The organism is Legionella sp. PC1000 (assembly GCF_014109805.1).
GTDB lineage: Bacteria > Pseudomonadota > Gammaproteobacteria > Legionellales > Legionellaceae > Legionella > Legionella resiliens.
In genome coordinates, this window is record NZ_CP059400.1 from 1365812 (window position 1) to 1383884 (window position 18073).

Sequence of the window (18073 nt, forward strand, 5' to 3'; positions counted from 1 at the left end):
GCATTACCAACAATTTGATGGCGCGGGGTGTCGTGATACACGTCTGAGAAATACCCGTTGAACTTGATCTGGTTCGTACCAGCGTAAGAACGCCTTAAATCTGTATTCATTTTAAAGTGATTGCTCTCTTAAAGAGTCCTCTCTTAATTTTATGGGTTCTCTGAATACAGGTTAATTGCTTCAATTAGGCTTTCAATCGATATCTTTTGCCATCCTTTATTTTATTAATTAATACAAGGAGCCCATGGCATGAGTGCATTATCAACAAGAACAACTCTATTACTCAATTGGTATGCAAATCCTTACCACACCCCAATTTTTGTTGCCCATTCATTAGGGTATTATCAGCAAGAAGGCATAAAATTAGCAATTTTGGAACCTAGCGATCCTAGCGATGTAACCGAAATTGTGGGGATGGGGCATGTTGATTTTGGGGTAAAGGCGATGATCCATACCTTGGCTGCACGTGCAAAAGGTTATCCTGTTACTTCAATTGGAACATTGCTGGATGAGCCTCCAACAGGTCTTATCGCGCTTAAATCCAGTGGTATTAGCTCCTTTCAGGATATTGTCGGCAAACGAGTAGGGTATATTGGCGAGTTTGGCAAAATCATTATAGATAATTTGGCAAAGCTAGCCGGCATTGATCCCTCAAGTTATGAGACAGTGCGTATTGGCATGAATGTTACTGATGCGATTTGCCGCGATATCATTGACACGGGTATTGGTTTTATTAATTTTCAGAAAGTTGAATTAGAGCATTTACGCGGTGAAACTGTATTTCTGCGCCTTGATCAGCTTGCAGGCTTAGGGTGCTGCTGTTTTTGTTCCATTCAATTTATTGTGCCAGAACGCATGTTAACGAATCCTGAAATCCTTAAAGGATTTCTCAACGCCACACAGCGTGGAGCTGCCTTTACCACCGAAAATCCGGATGAAGCTTATGAGCTTTTATGTCGTATTAAACCCCAATTGCGAACCCCGATGTATCATACAATATTCATTCGTAGCCTACCCTTTTTCTCACGCACGCTTTTAAATGTGGAACGTGATTGGAATAAAGTAGGGCGATTTGGCAAACATTTGGGAGTGATTGATGAGTCTTTTGCGGTAAATGCTTGTTATACGAATGAGTTATTACCTAAGATGCCTCATTCTGATTTGGAGCCTATCGCGTGTTGCGTGAGTGAATAAAAAGTTTTGTCTACGTCCCGCGGATTATCCGCGGGAGTAGGGGGGAAACTGCGATGAAAAATGCTGCTGTTGTGGGTGCTGGAATAATGGGGTGTTTGCTGGCTTTGCGCTTACAAAAGGAAGGCTGGATAGTAACATTATTTGAAGCAGAAACTTCTTTCAATAATTGCAGCAATGCAGCAGCAGGTCTTTTGGCACCCATGTCGGAGCTTGATAAGGCGGAACAAGTTATTTTCAATTTGGGGATGGAGTCGGTCGAAACATTATGGACACCCATTCTCAATCAATTGCCAGAACCCATATATTTTCGTCAAAAAGGAAGTCTTGTAGTACATCATCCACAAGATAGAGCAGAATGGCAGCAGTTTAGCGCCAGAATTGTCAGTAAATTAAGTAATTCGTGCTACCAATTGCTCAATGAAGAGGTACTAAGACAGTTTGAGCCAGAACTCAGTCAATTCCAACGAGCCTATTATTTTCCTAGAGAAGCACAGCTCGATAATCAGACTCTGTTGCCAGTACTTAAAAATCATCTTTGCGAGCAGGGGGTTATTTGCCGAGATCATACTTTTGTTTCTGCTGTCTCTCCAGGGAGAGTAGAGGCAAGGAAGGAATCACATCAATTTGATTTTGTTTTTGATTGCCGAGGTTTGGGGGCAAAAACCTCTTTTCCGCATCTGCGGGGACTTCGTGGGGAGCTTGTTTGGTTGCATGCACCTGAAGTTCGGTTACAAAGACCTGTTCGACTCTTACACCCTAGGTTCATTATTTATATTGCACCGCGTCCTGATTCTCATTATCTTATCGGTGCGAGTGAGTTGGAAACAGAAGATTCCAGTCCAATTTCGGTACGTACATCGCTTGAATTATTAACTGCTGCATACTATGTGCATCGGGGTTTTGCCGAAGCACGAATAGTTAAGACAGTGACGCATTGCCGGCCGACTTTAGTGCATCATCAGCCTCGCATAAAATATGCGAAGCAATTTATTGCTGTTAACGGGCTTTATCGTCATGGATATTTGATTGCTCCGGCATTAGTAGAGGAAATTCTACGTGGATTAAACAGCAATCAAAAAGACATTTGTTATCCTGAGCTTTGGGAGGCTTATTTATGATTATTTATGTAAATGATCAACCATTAACACTTGATACGTCCTGTACACTTCAGGAAATGCTTGCGCAGAGAGAAGAGATTGCGGCGCATGTAGCAATCGCAATTAATAATCAATTTGTTCCCAAATCTATGTTTTCTAGCATCATCTTGTGTGAAGGAGATCGTATCGATCTAATTGTACCGATGCAGGGAGGATAGCTATGTGGTATTTAGCAGGTAAACCCCTATCAAGTCGTTTGCTCTTGGGAACAGCAGGTTATCCATCACTTGAGGTAATGACACATGCCGTTCGGGCTTCTAAAGCCAACGTGATTACTGTGTCATTAAAAAGACAAATGCCTGGTGAATCTGGCACAGATTTGTTTTGGCAAACCATTCAATCTTTAGATTGTTATTTACTTCCCAATACTGCGGGTTGCCGCGATGCACAAACAGCAATTACTACAGCTGAAATGGCACGTGAACTTTTTCAGACCTCATGGATTAAATTAGAAGTAATTGGTGATGATTACAGCTTGCAGCCTGATCCCTTTGAATTGTTGCACGCGGCAACCGAATTGGTAAAACGAGGATTTGAAGTTTTCCCATACTGTACGGATGATTTGGTTTTATGCCAGCGTTTAATTGATTGTGGTTGTCGGATTTTGATGCCTTGGGCAGCTCCTATAGGTTCGGGAAAAGGAGTGCTCAATCCCTTTGCTTTGGAAACTTTACGCAAACGATTACCAGATGTCACATTGATTGTCGATGCCGGGATTGGCAAGCCATCTCATGCGACACGTATTTTAGAGTTAGGTTTTGATGCAGTACTGTTGAATAGCGCAGTTGCTGCAGCAACTCATCCTATAATTATGGCTGAAGCCTTTTCACATGCAGTCATGGCAGGACGAGGTGCTTTTGAAGCAGGCCTTATGCCTGAGCGAATTACAGCACAATCGTGTACCCCCCTGATCGATACACCATTTTGGCATCAAGAGTCTGCATTATGAGCACTGTCTGGACCAATAGTGACAATGAAGCGTTTAGACGAACTGTCCGAGGGTTGGGCCTTGAACTTCAATCACAGCAATTTGATGAAGATGTTCAACCAGGTGCTATTAAAATTAATGGGGAAATTTCTTCTGAGGATTTTCAGCTTCTCAATCATTATTCCGGTCCAGTGGTTTTCGATGTTACTTTATCTTTAGCCCAGCATAGTGTCGAAAAGAGTTTAAGCGAGGCAGGGTTTTCTTTTGCAGATGTTTTGGTACTGAATACGCTTGAGGCGGAATTTATTTTAAAACGAAAGATTAGGACGCATCAATCCATGCAAGAAGGTGCTCATGAATTATTAACCCTTGGCGCGCAAAGTGTTTTTATCTTGGGAGAACATTTACGGGATTCTTCATGGGGGCATGATTATTGGACAAATGGTGCCGCTTCATTTTGGCTGACTCAAAATCGTTTTTCTGATACAGAATACACAGAACTCCGCTCCATTCTCTCAGCAGCAATTACCGCGTCATTGGCTCTTGGTCATTTGCTTGAAGATGCACTCATCATCGCAAAAATGTACGTACATCGAGCAGTTCGTCGAGCAAACGCCGGCGTGTATTATGGTGGTTTTCCGGAAGAGGAACTGGATTTACCTTACCTTTCCTCCAAACCAGTGTACGAAATACCCACTTCATTTAAGCCATGCCATCGATTAGGCCTTTATCCCGTGGTTGATCGTTTCAGCTGGGTTGAAATGCTGTTGAATCTTGGAGTTAAAACCATTCAATTGCGTATTAAAGAAAAAACAAAGACACTTGAAGAGGAGATGCGGCGAAGTATTGCCTTGGCGAAAAAGCATCATGCCACTTTATTTATTAATGATTACTGGGAAATGGCTTTAGAGTTGAATGCAGAAGCAGTACATTTAGGTCAATCTGATTTGGATACGGCGGATATTGAGGCAATTAGAAAACAAGGACTTCTACTGGGAGTGAGTACCCATTGTTACTACGAAGTCGCACGAGCACATGCTCTTTGTCCCTCATATATTGCCATTGGTCCTATTTTTCCGACTACGAGCAAAGAAATGCCTTTTACAGCGCAAGGTATTGCGTCCCTACAACGCTGGAAACGAACTTTAAATTATCCTTTGGTTGCAATAGGTGGAATTAATATTGAGCGCATGCCTGATGTGGTTGCTACAGGGGTTCACGGTATAGCCCTTATTTCGGCAATTACAAAAGCCACAGATCCAAACCAGGCAACCCTAAAGCTTTTGAGTTTAACAGTAGAATGAGTGCCTAAATATGTCTGGTTCATCCGAATTAAAACGTTACGCACAGCAAACCATATTAGAGGAAATCGGTATTCATGGACAAGAAAAATTGCAAAAAGCGCGTGTATTGTGTGTGGGCGCGGGAGGAATTGGTGCAGCTTTGCTTCCTTATCTTGCAGGCGCAGGAGTAGGAACTCTCGGCATTATAGATGACGATCTTATTGAAGAAAGTAATTTGCACCGACAAATACTTTATCAAGAAAAGGAGATCCACCAATCAAAAGCAGCTATTGCAAAGTTAAGATTACAGGCTTTGAATTCAAAAATTAACGTACAGTCTTATGAGTTTCGATTAAACGCTGAGAATGCTGAGGAAATTATTGCCAAATATGATCTTGTTGCTGATTGCTCAGATAATTTTTATACCCGCTATCTGACTCACGAAGTGTGTTTTAACCTGGAAAAACCTTATATTTATGCCAGTGCTTATCAATTTAAAGGGCATTGTTCATTATTTTATGGTAAACAAAATCCCTGTTTACAATGCTTGTTCCCAGCGATTCCTAATACGATTGTAAATTGTCAGAATGGTGGTGTTTTAGGAACTCTTCCTGGATTGTTAGGCATTCTTCAGGCAACCGAAATTATCAAATGGATTACTCATAGTGGGGTTTCCTTGTTGAATCGTTTACTTTGTATCGATTTTCTAACCATGGAAATGAAAAATATTCATTTGGTTAAAAATGAAGAATGTCAATTTTGCGTTTACGGTAAAACCATTGTGGAAAAAGAGTTTGCTCCATGTGCATTGCCCACAGAGATACAATTTTCTACCGTATCATCACTAACTTTGCCCAGATTCTTGCAAGAAAATCCTGGAGTATTATTGTTGGATGTTAGAACAGTTGCGGAGCATAATATGAAAAATTTAGGTGGGAAATTAATTCCACTGGTTGAATTACCCACCCGTATAAATGAACTGGACCCTTCACAACCTATCTTGATTTATTGTCAGTCAGGTCAAAGAAGCAAACAGGCTTTCAGAATTTTACAGCAAGCGGGGTTTTCTGTTTTGTATCATTTGGAAAATGGAGTTCAGTCTTTATTCGATAAATAGTTGAGATAAAAAGAGGAGCTAAGAGCAAAGTATGGATCATTGTAAGTGAACGCGACCGAAAAGATACTTGCAAAATGATACAATTAAAATTTTCTCAATCGCTGCGATTCACTCACTTTTTTTCCTTTTTATTCATTATTCAGATTAAAATTTTTGATCACTTCCCCTGTATATTTGTATTTTATTGTAGATATTTCTTTCTCTATGGTTAAATTAACTTTATATATTGCATCATTAATCGCTTCAGTCATAAGCAAACACGTTTTAGTTCTGTTGTCCATCTCAGAATAGCCAGGATCAAAGGAAAGTCCCAAAATCTGATGCTTTCCATCTACTTCTGCTTTAGCATATCCTCCACTGGAAATTCCTTGAACAACCAATGATTCTAATTCTTCCAGTTTTGCAGCAATTTCTGCTTCCATTTGAATTCCTTTCACCCTAATTGTTTTCAATGTGTCTGCTCCAAGAGCTTTCAAAATATTTTCATCTACTGTAAAAGTACGTGCTGATTTCATTATTCTATCTCCAATATAGGTGTGATTTTACTCTGTTGAATTACCTAACTTGATTGTATTTGCCTTTTCTGATTTTAGAGCCTCTCCTAAACCATGCTCTTGTAAGATCTGAGGTATACTCGAAGTCAATTGCACGGATACCACCGAATTATTGCTAACACCTCGGCCAAAATTATCGAGAGCACGTTTTGCAAGTACCTCAGCAACCGCTTGCAGGTCTTCTTTATCTACAGCTCCTCCTCTTTCGTGGAGTATTTTAATAATTTCTGCGGTTGCATAAGTGGAAGCTGAATAGCAATTGGATGAATAAAGATCACAATGTTGTGGATCACAAATAGTCTTGTTCGTTCTTTCGATTACTTCTTTTATTTCCTGACCAGTGAGTACTACAAATTTCGAATCGGGTAAGTCCTTCTCACTAATTTTTCTTAATCCAATTGAGGAATGATAAAAGGGTGATTTTTGTGTAATATCCGCAAAGCCTTGTTTACGCGCAAAGCCCACTTCAAATAAATCGTCGTCTTTGATCGTACTTAAGTCATCACTTAACATCTTCTCTGGTGGAACACGTACACAAGCTGCCCCTTCTTCTTTTGAAAACAGCTCTACTTTAAAATCACTGCGTTCAAATAAGTCATAATGTTTTTCATTATCTAACTGAGTTCCCATGCCTTTAATCCACAAAGAGGTAGCATTTATTTTGTCATGTAAATGTCCTTTAGGTGTTTTTTCAGTATCTCGCACATAACCAGGACTTTGCCTACCAAAAATGAGCCAGTTCTTTTCCTGGGCATCAATAATTGCAGGGGTGATTTCTGGTACCGTTTGCATTTTCTTCATTTTTTGCTGAAGACTTTGGTACTCTACTGTCTGTTGAGTAAGATATAAAGCACCAGCCCCCATTGTGGCTGCACCAAGATATTTAGCACCTCGTAAAAACATTATTAGCTCCTAGGTCCCAATTGTAAGCACATGGGTTTATTATAGACTAAAATGTATTTAATTAGATCATTATATATTCGTTGACGATAACTTACTCCTGTGTAAATATAATTAAATAAAATACAGTCTGTTTTGAATTGACATACAAGGGAGTTGCAAGATGTTTACAAAATTACTGAGGAGTCATTTTTCATCCAATTCGGCGAGACCCTCACTGAGTAGATTCGCTATGTTTGCGACCAGAAATCAGCCTAACGGATTGTTGATTGGAAGCAATCTACAAAGAACAATTGATGTGGAAAAATCAGTTTCACTCGAGCCAGAGCCCATAGATCCCGAAAAAATGCGCCCGTTGGAGGATTCATCCAAAGAAGATCAATATGAATTAATGTTTGCAACCAAGCCAGGACTTCCAATCCCTCATCTCCCCATCAGCCATTCTGCTATTGCTTTAAAGAATTGGAAGGATGGTTCTTTTTCCGTATACGGACGTCAAAGTCCCTGGGATTTTTCAAAATGGTTGCGAGATGGAGTAACTTTTCATACGCAAAAAGATAATGAAAAGAAATACTTGAGCAAAGGATATAATTTTATTGGTTATCCCACTGGGGTAACTTTTAGTCAGGTGGAAATCAATAAATTTCTTGATTCAGCGGATAGACTTATCAATCAAAATCAAATGTGCAATATGTATCGCTCCAATTGCTATTCCTATTCAACGACAGCATTAAGCTTTGCTATTGAAACCTTATTAGAGCGTCCACACTTTAATTCTAAAGATGTCAGTGGAGTAATCACTGTTTTAGAGCAACATCCATTACAGGACCATTTTTCTATTGGTGTTCAAAACAATCCAGTTGTGGTTGATAAGCTCAGGTCAGTCCTGTCCTCAGTTCAAAATAGAATTACGCTGTTAAAAACCCCTTCAAAGACAGATAAACAGTTGGCCGGTCAAATCGACACGCTACTTGCCAGGCTTGGAAATGAAAGTCGGGAAGAGAGCACGTACAGTATAGGTGGTTTTATCTAATCGCAAAAGAATGAAAAGCAAAAATATTCTTGAGCCCTCAATAGAATCTTTTCTGAACCATTTAAAATTCTATTTACCTTCGTATTGGGTTTAATAGTCTATATTGCGGTTTTTGAGATAAGTCTATTCCTGAGCGTTTTTTCTGTTGATGAATATCCAGTGCTCAGATAGGTCATCGTAAATAAAAGAACAAACGCGAGCTTAAAATTGTCCAATAAATCTCTTTTTTGAACTGTTCTTAAAAATTGTAGTGCAAAATAGGAACTAATATTATGAAAAACTGTTTTAATTTCCGCTTTGATTCATTTACCTTAAGAGCAATTCACTATATGATGTCACGCGATTATCAATCGTAGATTAAAGGAGACAGTATGAGTTTTTTTATTAGCGATGCTCTGGCTGGAGCGGGGACAGCAGCGCCTCAAGCAGATGGATCTTTTTCGCTCATTATGATCGCCGCTATTTTTGTGTTGTTCTACTTTATGCTGATTAGACCTCAAAACAAAAGAGCAAAAGAACACCGCGAATTAATAAACCGTTTAAAGAAAGGCGATGAGATTATTACCTCAGGCGGTATGTTAGCTAAAGTAGTGAGTCTGGACGATCAATATATTAAGGTCAGTCTTGCAGAAGGCGTAGAAATTAATTTACAAAAAAGTGCAGTAAGTACTGTATTGCCCAAAGGCACTATAAAATCGCTTTAAGAGAGCATAGGGACACGGAAATGCAAAATAAATATCCTCTGTGGAAAAACCTAATGCTGATTATTATTGCGGTTGTTGGGTTTATTTACGCTATACCTAATTTATATACAGAAAACCCTGTAGTACAGATTTCATCTGAGACCCCTGTGGATTATGATGAATTAAAAAATCAGGTAGAAAGTATCTTAAAAAAAGATAACCTGCCTTTTAAATCGCTCATCGCTCAAAATGAAGGGGTTGAGGTTGTTTTTTCATCAACTGACTCTCAGTTATTAGCTCGCGATACCATCAAAAATGCTTTGGGTTCTCAATATACTGTGGCTCTGAATTTAGCTCCATCTACACCACGTTGGTTGGATGCAATTCATGCTGCTCCAATGAAACAAGGTCTGGACTTACGAGGCGGAGTGCATTTTCTGTTAGAAGTTGATGTAGACAGCGTCATTAGCCGTCGTTATGAAGGGATAATGAAGAATATTAGCCAAGAGTTACGTGAGCTTGGTATTCGTTATACAGGTATTCGGTATATAGCAGACAAAGGTGTTAATTTACGCTTCCGTGATAGTGAGTCCATGGAAAATGCTTATTTGGGCTTAAAGGAAAAAATTCCTGATCTCATTTTGGTAAAAAACAAAACAGGCAATGAAATTCTAGCATCGATTTCACCTGTCGAATTAAACAAGACACGCCAAAATACGATTGAGCAAACAATGAGTATTTTACGTAACAGGGTTAATGAGTTGGGTGTTGGTGAAGCAGTTGTGCAACAACAGGGGGCAACCCGCGTTGCGGTTGATTTACCTGGCATTCAAGATGCGGCACGTGCCAAGCAAATTCTTGGCGGAACTGCGACTTTACAATTCTATCTCGTAGATCAGGATAATGATCCGCAAATCGCGAAACAAACAGGCGCTATTCCTGTCAATGATAAATTACTCATGATGGATGGCCGTCCTATTCTGTTAAAGAGACAAGTCGTGTTGAGTGGGGATTCAATTACCTCAGCAGTTTCTAGTTATGATCAGCAAACAGCTACTCCCGCGGTGCAAATACAACTTGGTGGGGGCGGTGAAAGTCTGTTTACTAAAGTTACGCGTGAGAATATCGGTAAACGTATGGCCATTGTTTATGTTGAAACAAAAAACACCCTACAAACTGTAAACGGAGAAGAAAAAAGAGTCACTCATAGAGAGGAGCGTGTTATTAGTGCGCCAGTTATCCAAAATGCTTTGGGAAATAATTTTCAGATTACTGGTCTCACTGACAGTAAAGAAGCGAGTAATTTGGCTTTGTTGCTTAGAGCCGGAGCTTTGCCTGCTGCGATTTATCCAATAGAAGAGCGCACAGTAGGTCCAACTTTAGGTAAAGAAAATATCCGTAGAGGTCTTATTTCTTTGCAAGTTGGTATGGGCATGATTCTAGTCCTGATGTTGGTTTATTACCGGTTTTTTGGACTCATCGCTAATATTGCTCTGTTGCTTAACCTCCTTTTGCTCGGTGCTTTATTGTCTATGATAGATGCAACGCTGACTCTTCCGGGTATCGCCGGAATTGTATTGACGGTAGGTATGGCTGTAGATGCTAACGTACTGATTTATGAGCGAATTCGAGAGGAATTGCGGAATGGATTATCACCTCAAGCGGCAATTAGTGCAGGATATGATCGTGCATTTTCTACAATTCTTGATGCGAATGTGACTACGTTAATTGTAGCAATTATTTTGTTTGCTGTGGGTACAGGACCAGTACGTGGATTTGCAGTAACGCTTTCTTTGGGGTTATTAACCTCTATGCTCACAGGTATCACTTACACCCGAGGAATTGTAAATTGGTATTATGGTGGCAGGGTTGTTAAGAAACTGTCTATTGGTATTTAAGGCGAGGCTCAGATGGAATTTTTTAATCCAAATTCAAATGTGGACTTTATGGGGGCTCGCCGCTGGACGGCGACGTTCTCCATATTAATTTTTGTGCTTTCTATAGGCGCTTTAATGATTCATGGCTTGAAGTGGGGGCTTGATTTTACTGGTGGAACTCAAATTGAAGTTTCTTATGTTTCTGCTGCAGATTTACCTTCGATAAGGGAAAGTCTGAATAAGGCAGGGTTTAAAGAAGCTCAGGTTGTGAGTTACGGTACTTCTAAGGATGTATTAATTAGTATCGCTCCCAGAGAAGATAAAGAGCAAGCTCGTCTGGTTGATCAAGTTATGAGTGCTCTACCAGGGGCTGTTAAGCAAAGAGTTGATTTTGTTGGGCCGCAAGTAGGGCAAGAATTAGCAACCAAAGGAGCCTTGGCTGTTCTCGTTTCTTTGTTAGCGACAATGATTTATATTGCCATGCGTTTTGAGTACCGGCTTGCAGTGAGTTCTGCTGTCGCCCTGATCCATGACCCTGTATTGATATTGGGCATTTTTGCTTTTTTCGGCATTGAATTTGATTTGAAAGCACTTGCAGGTTTGTTGGCAGTTATTGGTTATTCTCTAAATGATACCATCGTGGTATTTGATAGGGTACGCGAGAATTTTATTAAGGTTCGTCGTTCGAGTCCTATCGAAATTATGAATATTTCGATTAACCAAACATTATCACGTACCATCATGACTTCTGTGCTCACACTTTTTGTAGTAGTTGCGCTTTTTATCTATGGAGGCGAAGCCATACGCGGATTTTCTCTGGCGTTGATCATTGGTATTGTAATCGGTACTTATTCTTCAATTTATGTTGCTGGGGCTTTAGCTGTAGCAATGGGACTTGATAAAAAAGACTTTATGCCTAGCCAGCGCAAAGAAGTTGATAGTCGTCCTTAATAAGTAGCCTGCTCTGTAATCTGGATGCGGCATCTCTACTCCAACGTCCCTGGCTTGTCCGCGGGGCGTAGGACGGGAGTGATCAAACGACTGGGCAGTACCCAAACTACTCGTGGCAATTACCAATAAATGCATGCATTCAATTTTGAGTCAGAGTGTAATCCTGAGTAGGCAGCCCAGCTTTTACTTATACCAGTGAAAATGATGATTCCGAGGCTACTTCATCATCATTTTTCTGAGTTTCTTCTTTTTTCTCTGGCTCTTGTTGTATTTCGGTTGAATCCTGTGTTTTAGCACGAGCAGCTAATTGTTTCTTTAATTCCTCAATCACTTCAGGGGGAATCTGTACCGGTTTTTCAGAATCTTTTATTTCTTCTCCTTCAATACGAATTTCACCTGATTCAGTTATTTCAAGAATTTTTTTGGTATACCCTTGGGGTAATGCATTCTCCGGGACTAACTGAATGGGGATACCCGAAACTATTGTAGCTCCATCAACAATTCGTATCCCATCAATTGCGGCAAGTTGTGATGGTTTACTGTAATAACGACTTATTAGAGAACAAATAGACCAAAGTAAATTATATGCGGCGTCAAAGGGAAGGCCTACCCCTATCCCGATGCCTTGTCCCAGATATCCTCCCGCTGTGCTCATAATATGGGCTAAGCTGATAGTACAAAAAGAAGTGAGAAGTTTTGTCGCAATCACTGGTGCCAAGAGAGCAACTCCGGTTGGTCCGGCGGGACTAAAAACTAATAAAGTACTTCCAACCAGTGCTGTTAATTGAACGCGGGGAGAGATTGCGGTGGTCGAATTGGTTATTCCCTCCGCCACTACGACACCTACAGTAGCTCCTGCATATGCCAAAGCGGTGCCGAAGAAGGGTTGGGTGATTGAAATTACAGGGAAATTTGTGTATTGATCTTTAGGTGGTTCTTTGGCACGAGTCATTTCTTTTAAAAAATCTGTGAATTCTTTCCATTCTTTCTCTGTAAAAGGCTTGAGCCCATCTTTTTCCAGGACTATATTAGCATGTTCAAGAGCATGTGGTGTTTTAACGAGTCGATCTGCCGTCAAGTAACAGGCTTCTTTATCTTCATCATCCAGATAATTAATAACAGTAATTCCAAAATAGTCTTCTGTTAAGCGATAAAGTGTGGAGTTTCGTTTTGAACTTCTAATTTGTGATTGCACGTACAAGCATGCAGCGAGCATAAATCGAGATGCGATCATCTTGGCTTGACGTTGAGCTGGAGTTTTGATGTCTTCTTCGTTAACCAAATGTACTTTAAGTATTGCCCTTACTTTTTCAAGGAATGAAATTTGCTTTTCCCTACTGGCTACATCAGTTCCTCCAAAAAAAATCGGTGTACCTATCATTGACGGTTTTTCGCTCAAATCAATTTTCTTTTCTGCTTCATAATCTTTACGTAAATTGTCAAATTTTGCGATACATCCTGGCGCAAGAATAAAGTGCATGATATCCCCCTTCCATTGGCATATTTTTTTGTGTGATACACGTGTAATTCCTTTTGCATATTTTATCTTACTTCGTAATTGTATAAATGCAATGTTATTTGATTATTTTTTACTAAATTGCTTCAATATATTGAACGTTTTTATTTTATTTAGTAATTAACATGTTGAAATGATGCATTTTTTCAGGATTATGATACTTTTAGCTTAATGACAAAGAGTTATTAGGAAACTCACTATAATGAGAGAAGTGCGGAGAGACGCGGAGCGCAGAGCCAGAGTGTGCACGCCAGTACATGAGGATACGAGCACCGCATCGACGAAGCAATTGTTTCTCTGTAATAGAGTTTCAAAGAGGTTTATTGTACGTTGTGGGTGCAAGTAGGGTACTTGGGCGATGCGAAGCATAATCCAAGCAACGAGCAGATGAAGGATATATTCGGAGTCCTGCTTACTTCTCCCAGACTGTATTTTTACAGGAACAGAGAAGGTGATTGAATTGATAAATGATATGAAAAAAGTGAGTTTCATGGAAAGGCTGAAACATTTATTTCTGCTTCTTCGTGTGTCCCACTGGGCCAAAGCAGTCTTTGTGATGCTGGGTTTTTGTTACACACCCATTCCTGGATATTTTATACCTGCTTTACTTGCATCTTTGGCTTTTTGCCTTATTTCAAGCGCGGTTTATATTTATAACGATATTGAAGACCGAATTGAAGACAGTTTGCATCCTCACAAACGACATAGGCCGCTGGCGAGTGGAAAAGTTTCTCTAGCCGAAGCGATTTTTATGTTGTTTTTATTGCTGCTTACGGGGCTTACTTTGGGATGGTTGATCTCTAAGAAACTGGCGATTATTCTCTGTATTTATTTAGTAATTAATATTGCTTATAACCATCTTTTCAAACTGATTCCCATCATCGATGTACTTTGTATCGCTGCAGGATTTATGCTGCGTGTGTTAGCGGGTACTTTGGGAATTGGCTTACCCATTTCCGCCTGGTTAATTATTGCAGTAACTTTGCTGAGTCTTTTTATCGCTTTGAACAAACGACAAATGGAAATGCAATTAGGCTTAAAGCATGCGACACGTAAGGTATTGAAGAAATATAATCCTTTGCTACTTCATTGGCTGATTGTATCCATAGGTCTTGCCAGTTTCATTACTTACCTTTTTTACATTGTTTATGTTCGAGATGAATCGTTTTATTTTATATTAACTGTACCTTTCGCAGCAATTGCATTGTGGCGTTTTGCCTGGCTAGCACGGCAAAATATTGAAAACGATGATCCGGTTATTGTTTTTTTGAGTGATCAATTGTCACGAATTAATCTTTGGTGTTTTGTGATTTTGACCTTTATGGCTTTAGCTCAATGAAAGTTGGGGTGCGTTGGTATGACAGCATCCTGATTTTATTGTTTTTTTATTTATTTGTTCTTCAGATACAAGCGATTTGGCCATTTACTATCGATGATATGTACATCTCCTTGCGATATGCGAAACATTGGGCGGCTGGAATGGGTATCGTTTGGAATGTGCATGCTCCTCCTGTGGAAGGATATTCCAATTTTAGCTTTGTCGCACTGGCTGCTTTAACCATTCTATTAAAAGGTAACCCAGTCATTGTCTTAAAAATGGCTGGATTAGTGGGGCTGTTTTTTACATGTTACTTCGTTTATTTAATTAGCCGATTTTGGTTTACCAGACGCGAATCACTTCTTCCTTGTCTCGCATTATTATTTTATAAAGGACAAATTATATGGGCAACTAGTGGCTTGGAAACCACTGTATACGAATCACTTGTATGTGGCGCTGTATATTGTTGCTTTAGAGGCATGGGGTACAATCTTTTTCCTGATTCACGTCAAGGAGCTGTGAATTCTTATTTCGTAGGTGCTGGGATTTTTCTTGCTTTAGCGGGAATGACAAGACCAGAAGCTCCTGCGTTAATGATTCTCTTTTTTATTTTGATTTGTTGGGATAGGCCTATAAAAGAAATACAACGCTATTGGCATGGAGTTATTCTTTTTTTGTGTTCCTTAGTGCTGTTCTATGGGCCTTATTTTTTTTGGCGTCTCATCTATTTTGGGTATTTTTTTCCTAATTCGGTTTATTGCAAAGGAATATCTGGGGAGCTTACTTTTTCTTTGGATGCCCATTACCTTAAATTAATTTGGCCTTTAGCATTTTTAGCTGTACCTGCCTGTGTTAAGTCCAAAGATAAACGACATTATTTTTTATGGTTACCCAGTCTTATCTACCTAATCATGTTAATCGATTCAGATCCCGTTGTAGCTTTTGATAATCGACTTTTTTTGCCTGCTTTTGCTTTATTTCTTCCGCTGCTCGTACAAAGTACTCGTGTGATAGTGCACTTTTTTAGGAAAAAAATAGACTTTATTTTTGCAGTGTTGTTTTATTCAAGTTTCTTTGTAATTTTGTTTCTTTTTATTCCAGCAATGCGTTTGACAGATTATCATTATTTTAGTCAAAATCCGGTTAAAGGCGAACAATTGCGCGGCAAGGTAGTCGATTGGTTAAACCGTCATGCTTCGGCTGGAGATTGGGTTGTTTTAGCGGACAGCGGGTTAATTCCTTATGCTAGCAACCTGAACTATATTGATTCATACTGTTTAAATAATTTGGCGATGGCCCATTATCCTGCAAAACACCGGTATGAGCAATTTTGTAAGGAAGTTTTGCGCAAAAAGCCAGCAATTATCATTTTAACTTCGCTTATTAAACAAGACGAAGTAATATATACACCGAGTGATGTTTGTTTAAAAACTGAGTTGAGCAAATATTTTAATTACAAATTAAGTAAAACTTATGTAAGTATTAGCCCTGACGCGATTTATCGCTATGAAATATATGAAAGCTCCTCTATTTCTTCACCAGAAGAGATAAATTTAGATTAGGGTTTACCATGGTTGTAGTGATTTTTTGGTGAGATACTATTCAACATAGTGTACTATCTCACGATAATAAGATAATAAAAATGAGTAAAGGATGAGCTTTGTATGAGACATAAAATGTCAGTGTTGTTGCAAAAAATACATAAAAAAACCCCCGTTTTTCTGTGTGACATTTTTGCTATTCCTGCTGCGTGGTATACAGCGCATTGGTTGCGTTATAACATGCAACCCTTTCCTAAAATATTGATTTCGTCGCATTCCATTATGGCATTGGGTTTGCTAACAGTGATTCAAGTATTTTGCTATTTTTATTTCAAGACATACCGTGGATTGTGGCGCTTTTTTTCATTAAACGATGTAGTTCGAATTGTAAAAGCCACCCTGACTACTACAGTGTTGGGAATTTCCGTTTTATATGTCACTTCAATGCTGCATGAACTTCCTCGTTCTGTATTTCCATTATATTGCATGATCTTAACTACTATTCTTTGCAGCTTCAGGTTGTTGAGGAGGATTTATTGGGATAAGCGATCCAGAGGCAATAAATCAACTGAAATTAAACGTGTGCTTATTATTGGTGCAGGTATGGCTGGCGAGGGACTTGCTCGTGATTTAAAACGTTCCAATCGATATAAGCCTGTAGGTTTTATTGATGATAATTTAGCAAAACGTGGCTTAGAAGTTCATGGGATCCCAGTTCTCGGAACCTCCAGCCAAATTACTGAACGTGTTCATAAGTATAAGATTGATTTGATTTTTATCGCGATTCCTTCAGCAAGTTCTTCAGTAATGCGACGAATTGTAACCTGTTGTGAGGAAAGCCAAACGCCTTTCAGCACACTTCCTAGCCTTAATGCTTTAGCTTCAGGAAGAGTAGAGGTAAATGCATTAAGACCTGTCAATATAGAAGATTTGTTAGGCCGAGATCAGGTTAATTTACAATGGGACCGACTATCGGCAGGTCTTGCAGGCAAAAGAGTATTGGTTACGGGTGGGGGAGGCTCAATCGGATCTGAGCTATGCCGTCAAATTTTAGCCCTTAAACCCAAGAGTTTGGCTATAGTTGAAAACAGTGAATTTAATTTGTATCAAATAGAGCTCGAACTGAAGCAAAATTTTCCAAATATTCCTTTAGAGCTTAAGTTGATCAGTGTTACTGATGAAGTAGCAATTAATCATTTATTTACGAATTTCTTACCTGAAATAGTATTTCATGCTGCAGCGTATAAGCATGTCCCTCTTTTGCAAAATCAAATACGTGTTGCTGTGATGAACAACGTACTGGGCACTCAGATTGTTGCAAAGGCTAGTGTCGCGGTTAATGTTGAAAAATTTATTTTAATTTCTACTGATAAAGCCGTAAATCCGACCAATATAATGGGAACTACCAAACGGGTTGCTGAGATTTATTGTCAGAATTTGAATGGAAGATCTAGAACACAATTCATTACGGTTCGTTTTGGAAATGTTTTAGGTTCGGCAGGAAGCGTTGTTCCGTTATTTCAAAAACAATTACAAAGCGGGGGCCCAATCAAGGTGACTCATCCTGATATGCAACGGTATTTTATGACGATACCTGAAGCATCCCAGTTAATTTTGCAAGCCATGGTTAATGGAAAAGGCGGAGAAATTTTTGTTTTGGATATGGGTGAACCTGTTAAAATCAGCTATTTGGCTGAACAAATGATTCGTCTGGCTGGGAAAGAACCCGGGAAAGATATAATGATTGAATACACCGGATTACGCCCAGGAGAGAAATTATTTGAAGAGTTGTTCCATGAGTCGGAGCAATTGGCTTCAACAGAGCATGAAAAATTATTCAAGGCAAAAGTCCGTGAGCTTAACTGGGACGAATTAATCCAAACAATGCGTTTATTAAATACAGCATGTGAAGAAAATCAGGCTGATGAGTTATTTATTCTATTGAAGAGTTTGGTGCCTGAATTAAATACGACCAGCGTGATACCAGTAGTCTAATCTACTGTTGCTGTGTTTTATTGAAA

At 39.4% G+C, this 18073-nt stretch carries 16 protein-coding genes and 1 riboswitch; of the genes, 13 read left to right on the forward strand and 3 right to left on the reverse strand.

Annotation, left to right across the window (positions count from 1 at the left end; all coding sequences use genetic code 11):
- The first annotated feature begins 13 nt into the window (after window positions 1-13).
- Window positions 14-107: riboswitch (TPP riboswitch) on the forward strand.
- Window positions 108-249: 142 nt separating this feature from the next.
- Genes FOLKNPGA_RS05955 through FOLKNPGA_RS05980 form a run of 6 tightly spaced genes read left to right on the forward strand, consistent with a single transcriptional unit; the run spans window position 250 to window position 5679 of the window.
- On the forward strand, window positions 250-1194 hold the full coding sequence (locus FOLKNPGA_RS05955) for an ABC transporter substrate-binding protein (protein ID WP_182352131.1): 945 nt from the start codon (window positions 250-252) through the stop codon (window positions 1192-1194).
- A 53-nt stretch (window positions 1195-1247) separates the two neighbouring features.
- The gene (locus FOLKNPGA_RS05960; protein ID WP_182352132.1) at window positions 1248-2312 is read left to right on the forward strand and encodes an FAD-dependent oxidoreductase; all 1065 of its coding nucleotides are present in this window, start codon (window positions 1248-1250) and stop codon (window positions 2310-2312) included.
- Complete coding sequence (gene thiS / locus FOLKNPGA_RS05965) at window positions 2309-2509, forward strand: sulfur carrier protein ThiS (protein WP_182352133.1); 201 nt, start codon at window positions 2309-2311, stop codon at window positions 2507-2509. The genes FOLKNPGA_RS05960 and thiS overlap by 4 nt, the downstream gene beginning before the upstream one ends.
- A 2-nt stretch (window positions 2510-2511) precedes the next feature.
- A complete protein-coding gene (locus FOLKNPGA_RS05970) occupies window positions 2512-3300 on the forward strand; it encodes a thiazole synthase (protein WP_182352134.1) in 789 nt (262 codons plus the stop codon).
- A complete protein-coding gene (gene thiE, locus FOLKNPGA_RS05975) occupies window positions 3297-4583 on the forward strand; it encodes a thiamine phosphate synthase (RefSeq protein ID WP_182352135.1) in 1287 nt (428 codons plus the stop codon). Before FOLKNPGA_RS05970 ends, thiE begins: the two co-directional genes overlap by 4 nt.
- A 10-nt stretch (window positions 4584-4593) precedes the next feature.
- Window positions 4594-5679, forward strand: coding sequence for a HesA/MoeB/ThiF family protein (locus FOLKNPGA_RS05980; RefSeq protein ID WP_182352136.1), 1086 nt, complete (start codon window positions 4594-4596; stop codon window positions 5677-5679).
- Between the two features lie 128 nt (window positions 5680-5807).
- Here the strand turns inward: FOLKNPGA_RS05980 and FOLKNPGA_RS05985 are convergent, their stop codons facing one another.
- Window positions 5808-6194: a YbaB/EbfC family nucleoid-associated protein gene (locus FOLKNPGA_RS05985; protein WP_182352137.1), complete on the reverse strand. Its 387-nt coding sequence runs from the start codon at window positions 6192-6194 to the stop codon at window positions 5808-5810.
- 27 nt (window positions 6195-6221) lie between these two features.
- Window positions 6222-7136: a hypothetical protein gene (locus FOLKNPGA_RS05990; protein ID WP_182352138.1), complete on the reverse strand. Its 915-nt coding sequence runs from the start codon at window positions 7134-7136 to the stop codon at window positions 6222-6224.
- 229 nt (window positions 7137-7365) lie between these two features.
- On the opposite strand from FOLKNPGA_RS05990, the gene FOLKNPGA_RS18855 reads away from it, so the two are divergent.
- The 4 genes from FOLKNPGA_RS18855 to secF all read left to right on the forward strand — a co-directional run bounded on the left by FOLKNPGA_RS18855 (window position 7366) and on the right by secF (window position 11677).
- Entirely contained in the window at window positions 7366-8166 is an 801-nt protein-coding gene (locus tag FOLKNPGA_RS18855; RefSeq protein ID WP_255466059.1) for a hypothetical protein, read from the forward strand.
- 371 nt (window positions 8167-8537) lie between these two features.
- On the forward strand, window positions 8538-8870 hold the full coding sequence (gene yajC, locus FOLKNPGA_RS06000; RefSeq protein ID WP_182352139.1) for a preprotein translocase subunit YajC: 333 nt from the start codon (window positions 8538-8540) through the stop codon (window positions 8868-8870).
- A 20-nt stretch (window positions 8871-8890) separates the two neighbouring features.
- Window positions 8891-10747: a protein translocase subunit SecD gene (gene secD, locus FOLKNPGA_RS06005; protein WP_182352140.1), complete on the forward strand. Its 1857-nt coding sequence runs from the start codon at window positions 8891-8893 to the stop codon at window positions 10745-10747.
- Window positions 10748-10759: 12 nt separating this feature from the next.
- Entirely contained in the window at window positions 10760-11677 is a 918-nt protein-coding gene (secF, locus tag FOLKNPGA_RS06010) for a protein translocase subunit SecF (RefSeq protein WP_182352141.1), read from the forward strand.
- A gap of 187 nt (window positions 11678-11864) precedes the next feature.
- On the opposite strand, the gene FOLKNPGA_RS06015 is transcribed toward secF, so the two are convergent.
- Window positions 11865-13157: a hypothetical protein gene (locus FOLKNPGA_RS06015; RefSeq protein WP_182352142.1), complete on the reverse strand. Its 1293-nt coding sequence runs from the start codon at window positions 13155-13157 to the stop codon at window positions 11865-11867.
- Window positions 13158-13644: 487 nt separating this feature from the next.
- On the opposite strand from FOLKNPGA_RS06015, the gene FOLKNPGA_RS06020 reads away from it, so the two are divergent.
- From FOLKNPGA_RS06020 to FOLKNPGA_RS06030, 3 genes are all read left to right on the forward strand, one after another.
- A complete protein-coding gene (locus FOLKNPGA_RS06020) occupies window positions 13645-14532 on the forward strand; it encodes a decaprenyl-phosphate phosphoribosyltransferase (protein WP_182352143.1) in 888 nt (295 codons plus the stop codon).
- On the forward strand, window positions 14529-16073 hold the full coding sequence (locus FOLKNPGA_RS06025) for a glycosyltransferase family 39 protein (RefSeq protein WP_182352144.1): 1545 nt from the start codon (window positions 14529-14531) through the stop codon (window positions 16071-16073). The genes FOLKNPGA_RS06020 and FOLKNPGA_RS06025 overlap by 4 nt, the downstream gene beginning before the upstream one ends.
- Window positions 16074-16175: 102 nt before the next feature.
- Window positions 16176-18047 carry a nucleoside-diphosphate sugar epimerase/dehydratase gene (locus FOLKNPGA_RS06030; protein ID WP_182352145.1) on the forward strand — a complete coding sequence of 624 codons (1872 nt, stop codon included), beginning with the start codon at window positions 16176-16178 and terminating at the stop codon, window positions 18045-18047.
- The last annotated feature ends 26 nt before the right edge of the window (window positions 18048-18073 follow it).

Excerpts from the sequence above, each read along its gene's own strand:
- FOLKNPGA_RS05955 (WP_182352131.1), top strand. The coding sequence starts at position 250 with ATGAGTGCATTATCAACAAGAACAACTCTATTACTCAATTGGTATGCA.
- thiS (WP_182352133.1), top strand. The coding sequence starts at position 2,309 with ATGATTATTTATGTAAATGATCAACCATTAACACTTGATACGTCCTGT.
- thiE (WP_182352135.1), top strand. The coding sequence starts at position 3,297 with ATGAGCACTGTCTGGACCAATAGTGACAATGAAGCGTTTAGACGAACT.
- FOLKNPGA_RS06025 (WP_182352144.1), top strand. The coding sequence starts at position 14,529 with ATGAAAGTTGGGGTGCGTTGGTATGACAGCATCCTGATTTTATTGTTT.
- yajC (WP_182352139.1), top strand. The coding sequence starts at position 8,538 with ATGAGTTTTTTTATTAGCGATGCTCTGGCTGGAGCGGGGACAGCAGCG.
- FOLKNPGA_RS05960 (WP_182352132.1), top strand. The coding sequence starts at position 1,248 with ATGAAAAATGCTGCTGTTGTGGGTGCTGGAATAATGGGGTGTTTGCTG.
- FOLKNPGA_RS06015 (WP_182352142.1), bottom strand. The coding sequence starts at position 13,157 with ATGCACTTTATTCTTGCGCCAGGATGTATCGCAAAATTTGACAATTTA.
- FOLKNPGA_RS05970 (WP_182352134.1), top strand. The coding sequence starts at position 2,512 with ATGTGGTATTTAGCAGGTAAACCCCTATCAAGTCGTTTGCTCTTGGGA.
- FOLKNPGA_RS05980 (WP_182352136.1), top strand. The coding sequence starts at position 4,594 with ATGTCTGGTTCATCCGAATTAAAACGTTACGCACAGCAAACCATATTA.
- secF (WP_182352141.1), top strand. The coding sequence starts at position 10,760 with ATGGAATTTTTTAATCCAAATTCAAATGTGGACTTTATGGGGGCTCGC.
- FOLKNPGA_RS05985 (WP_182352137.1), bottom strand. The coding sequence starts at position 6,194 with ATGAAATCAGCACGTACTTTTACAGTAGATGAAAATATTTTGAAAGCT.
- FOLKNPGA_RS18855 (WP_255466059.1), top strand. The coding sequence starts at position 7,366 with ATGTTTGCGACCAGAAATCAGCCTAACGGATTGTTGATTGGAAGCAAT.
- FOLKNPGA_RS05990 (WP_182352138.1), bottom strand. The coding sequence starts at position 7,136 with ATGTTTTTACGAGGTGCTAAATATCTTGGTGCAGCCACAATGGGGGCT.
- FOLKNPGA_RS06030 (WP_182352145.1), top strand. The coding sequence starts at position 16,176 with ATGAGACATAAAATGTCAGTGTTGTTGCAAAAAATACATAAAAAAACC.
- secD (WP_182352140.1), top strand. The coding sequence starts at position 8,891 with ATGCAAAATAAATATCCTCTGTGGAAAAACCTAATGCTGATTATTATT.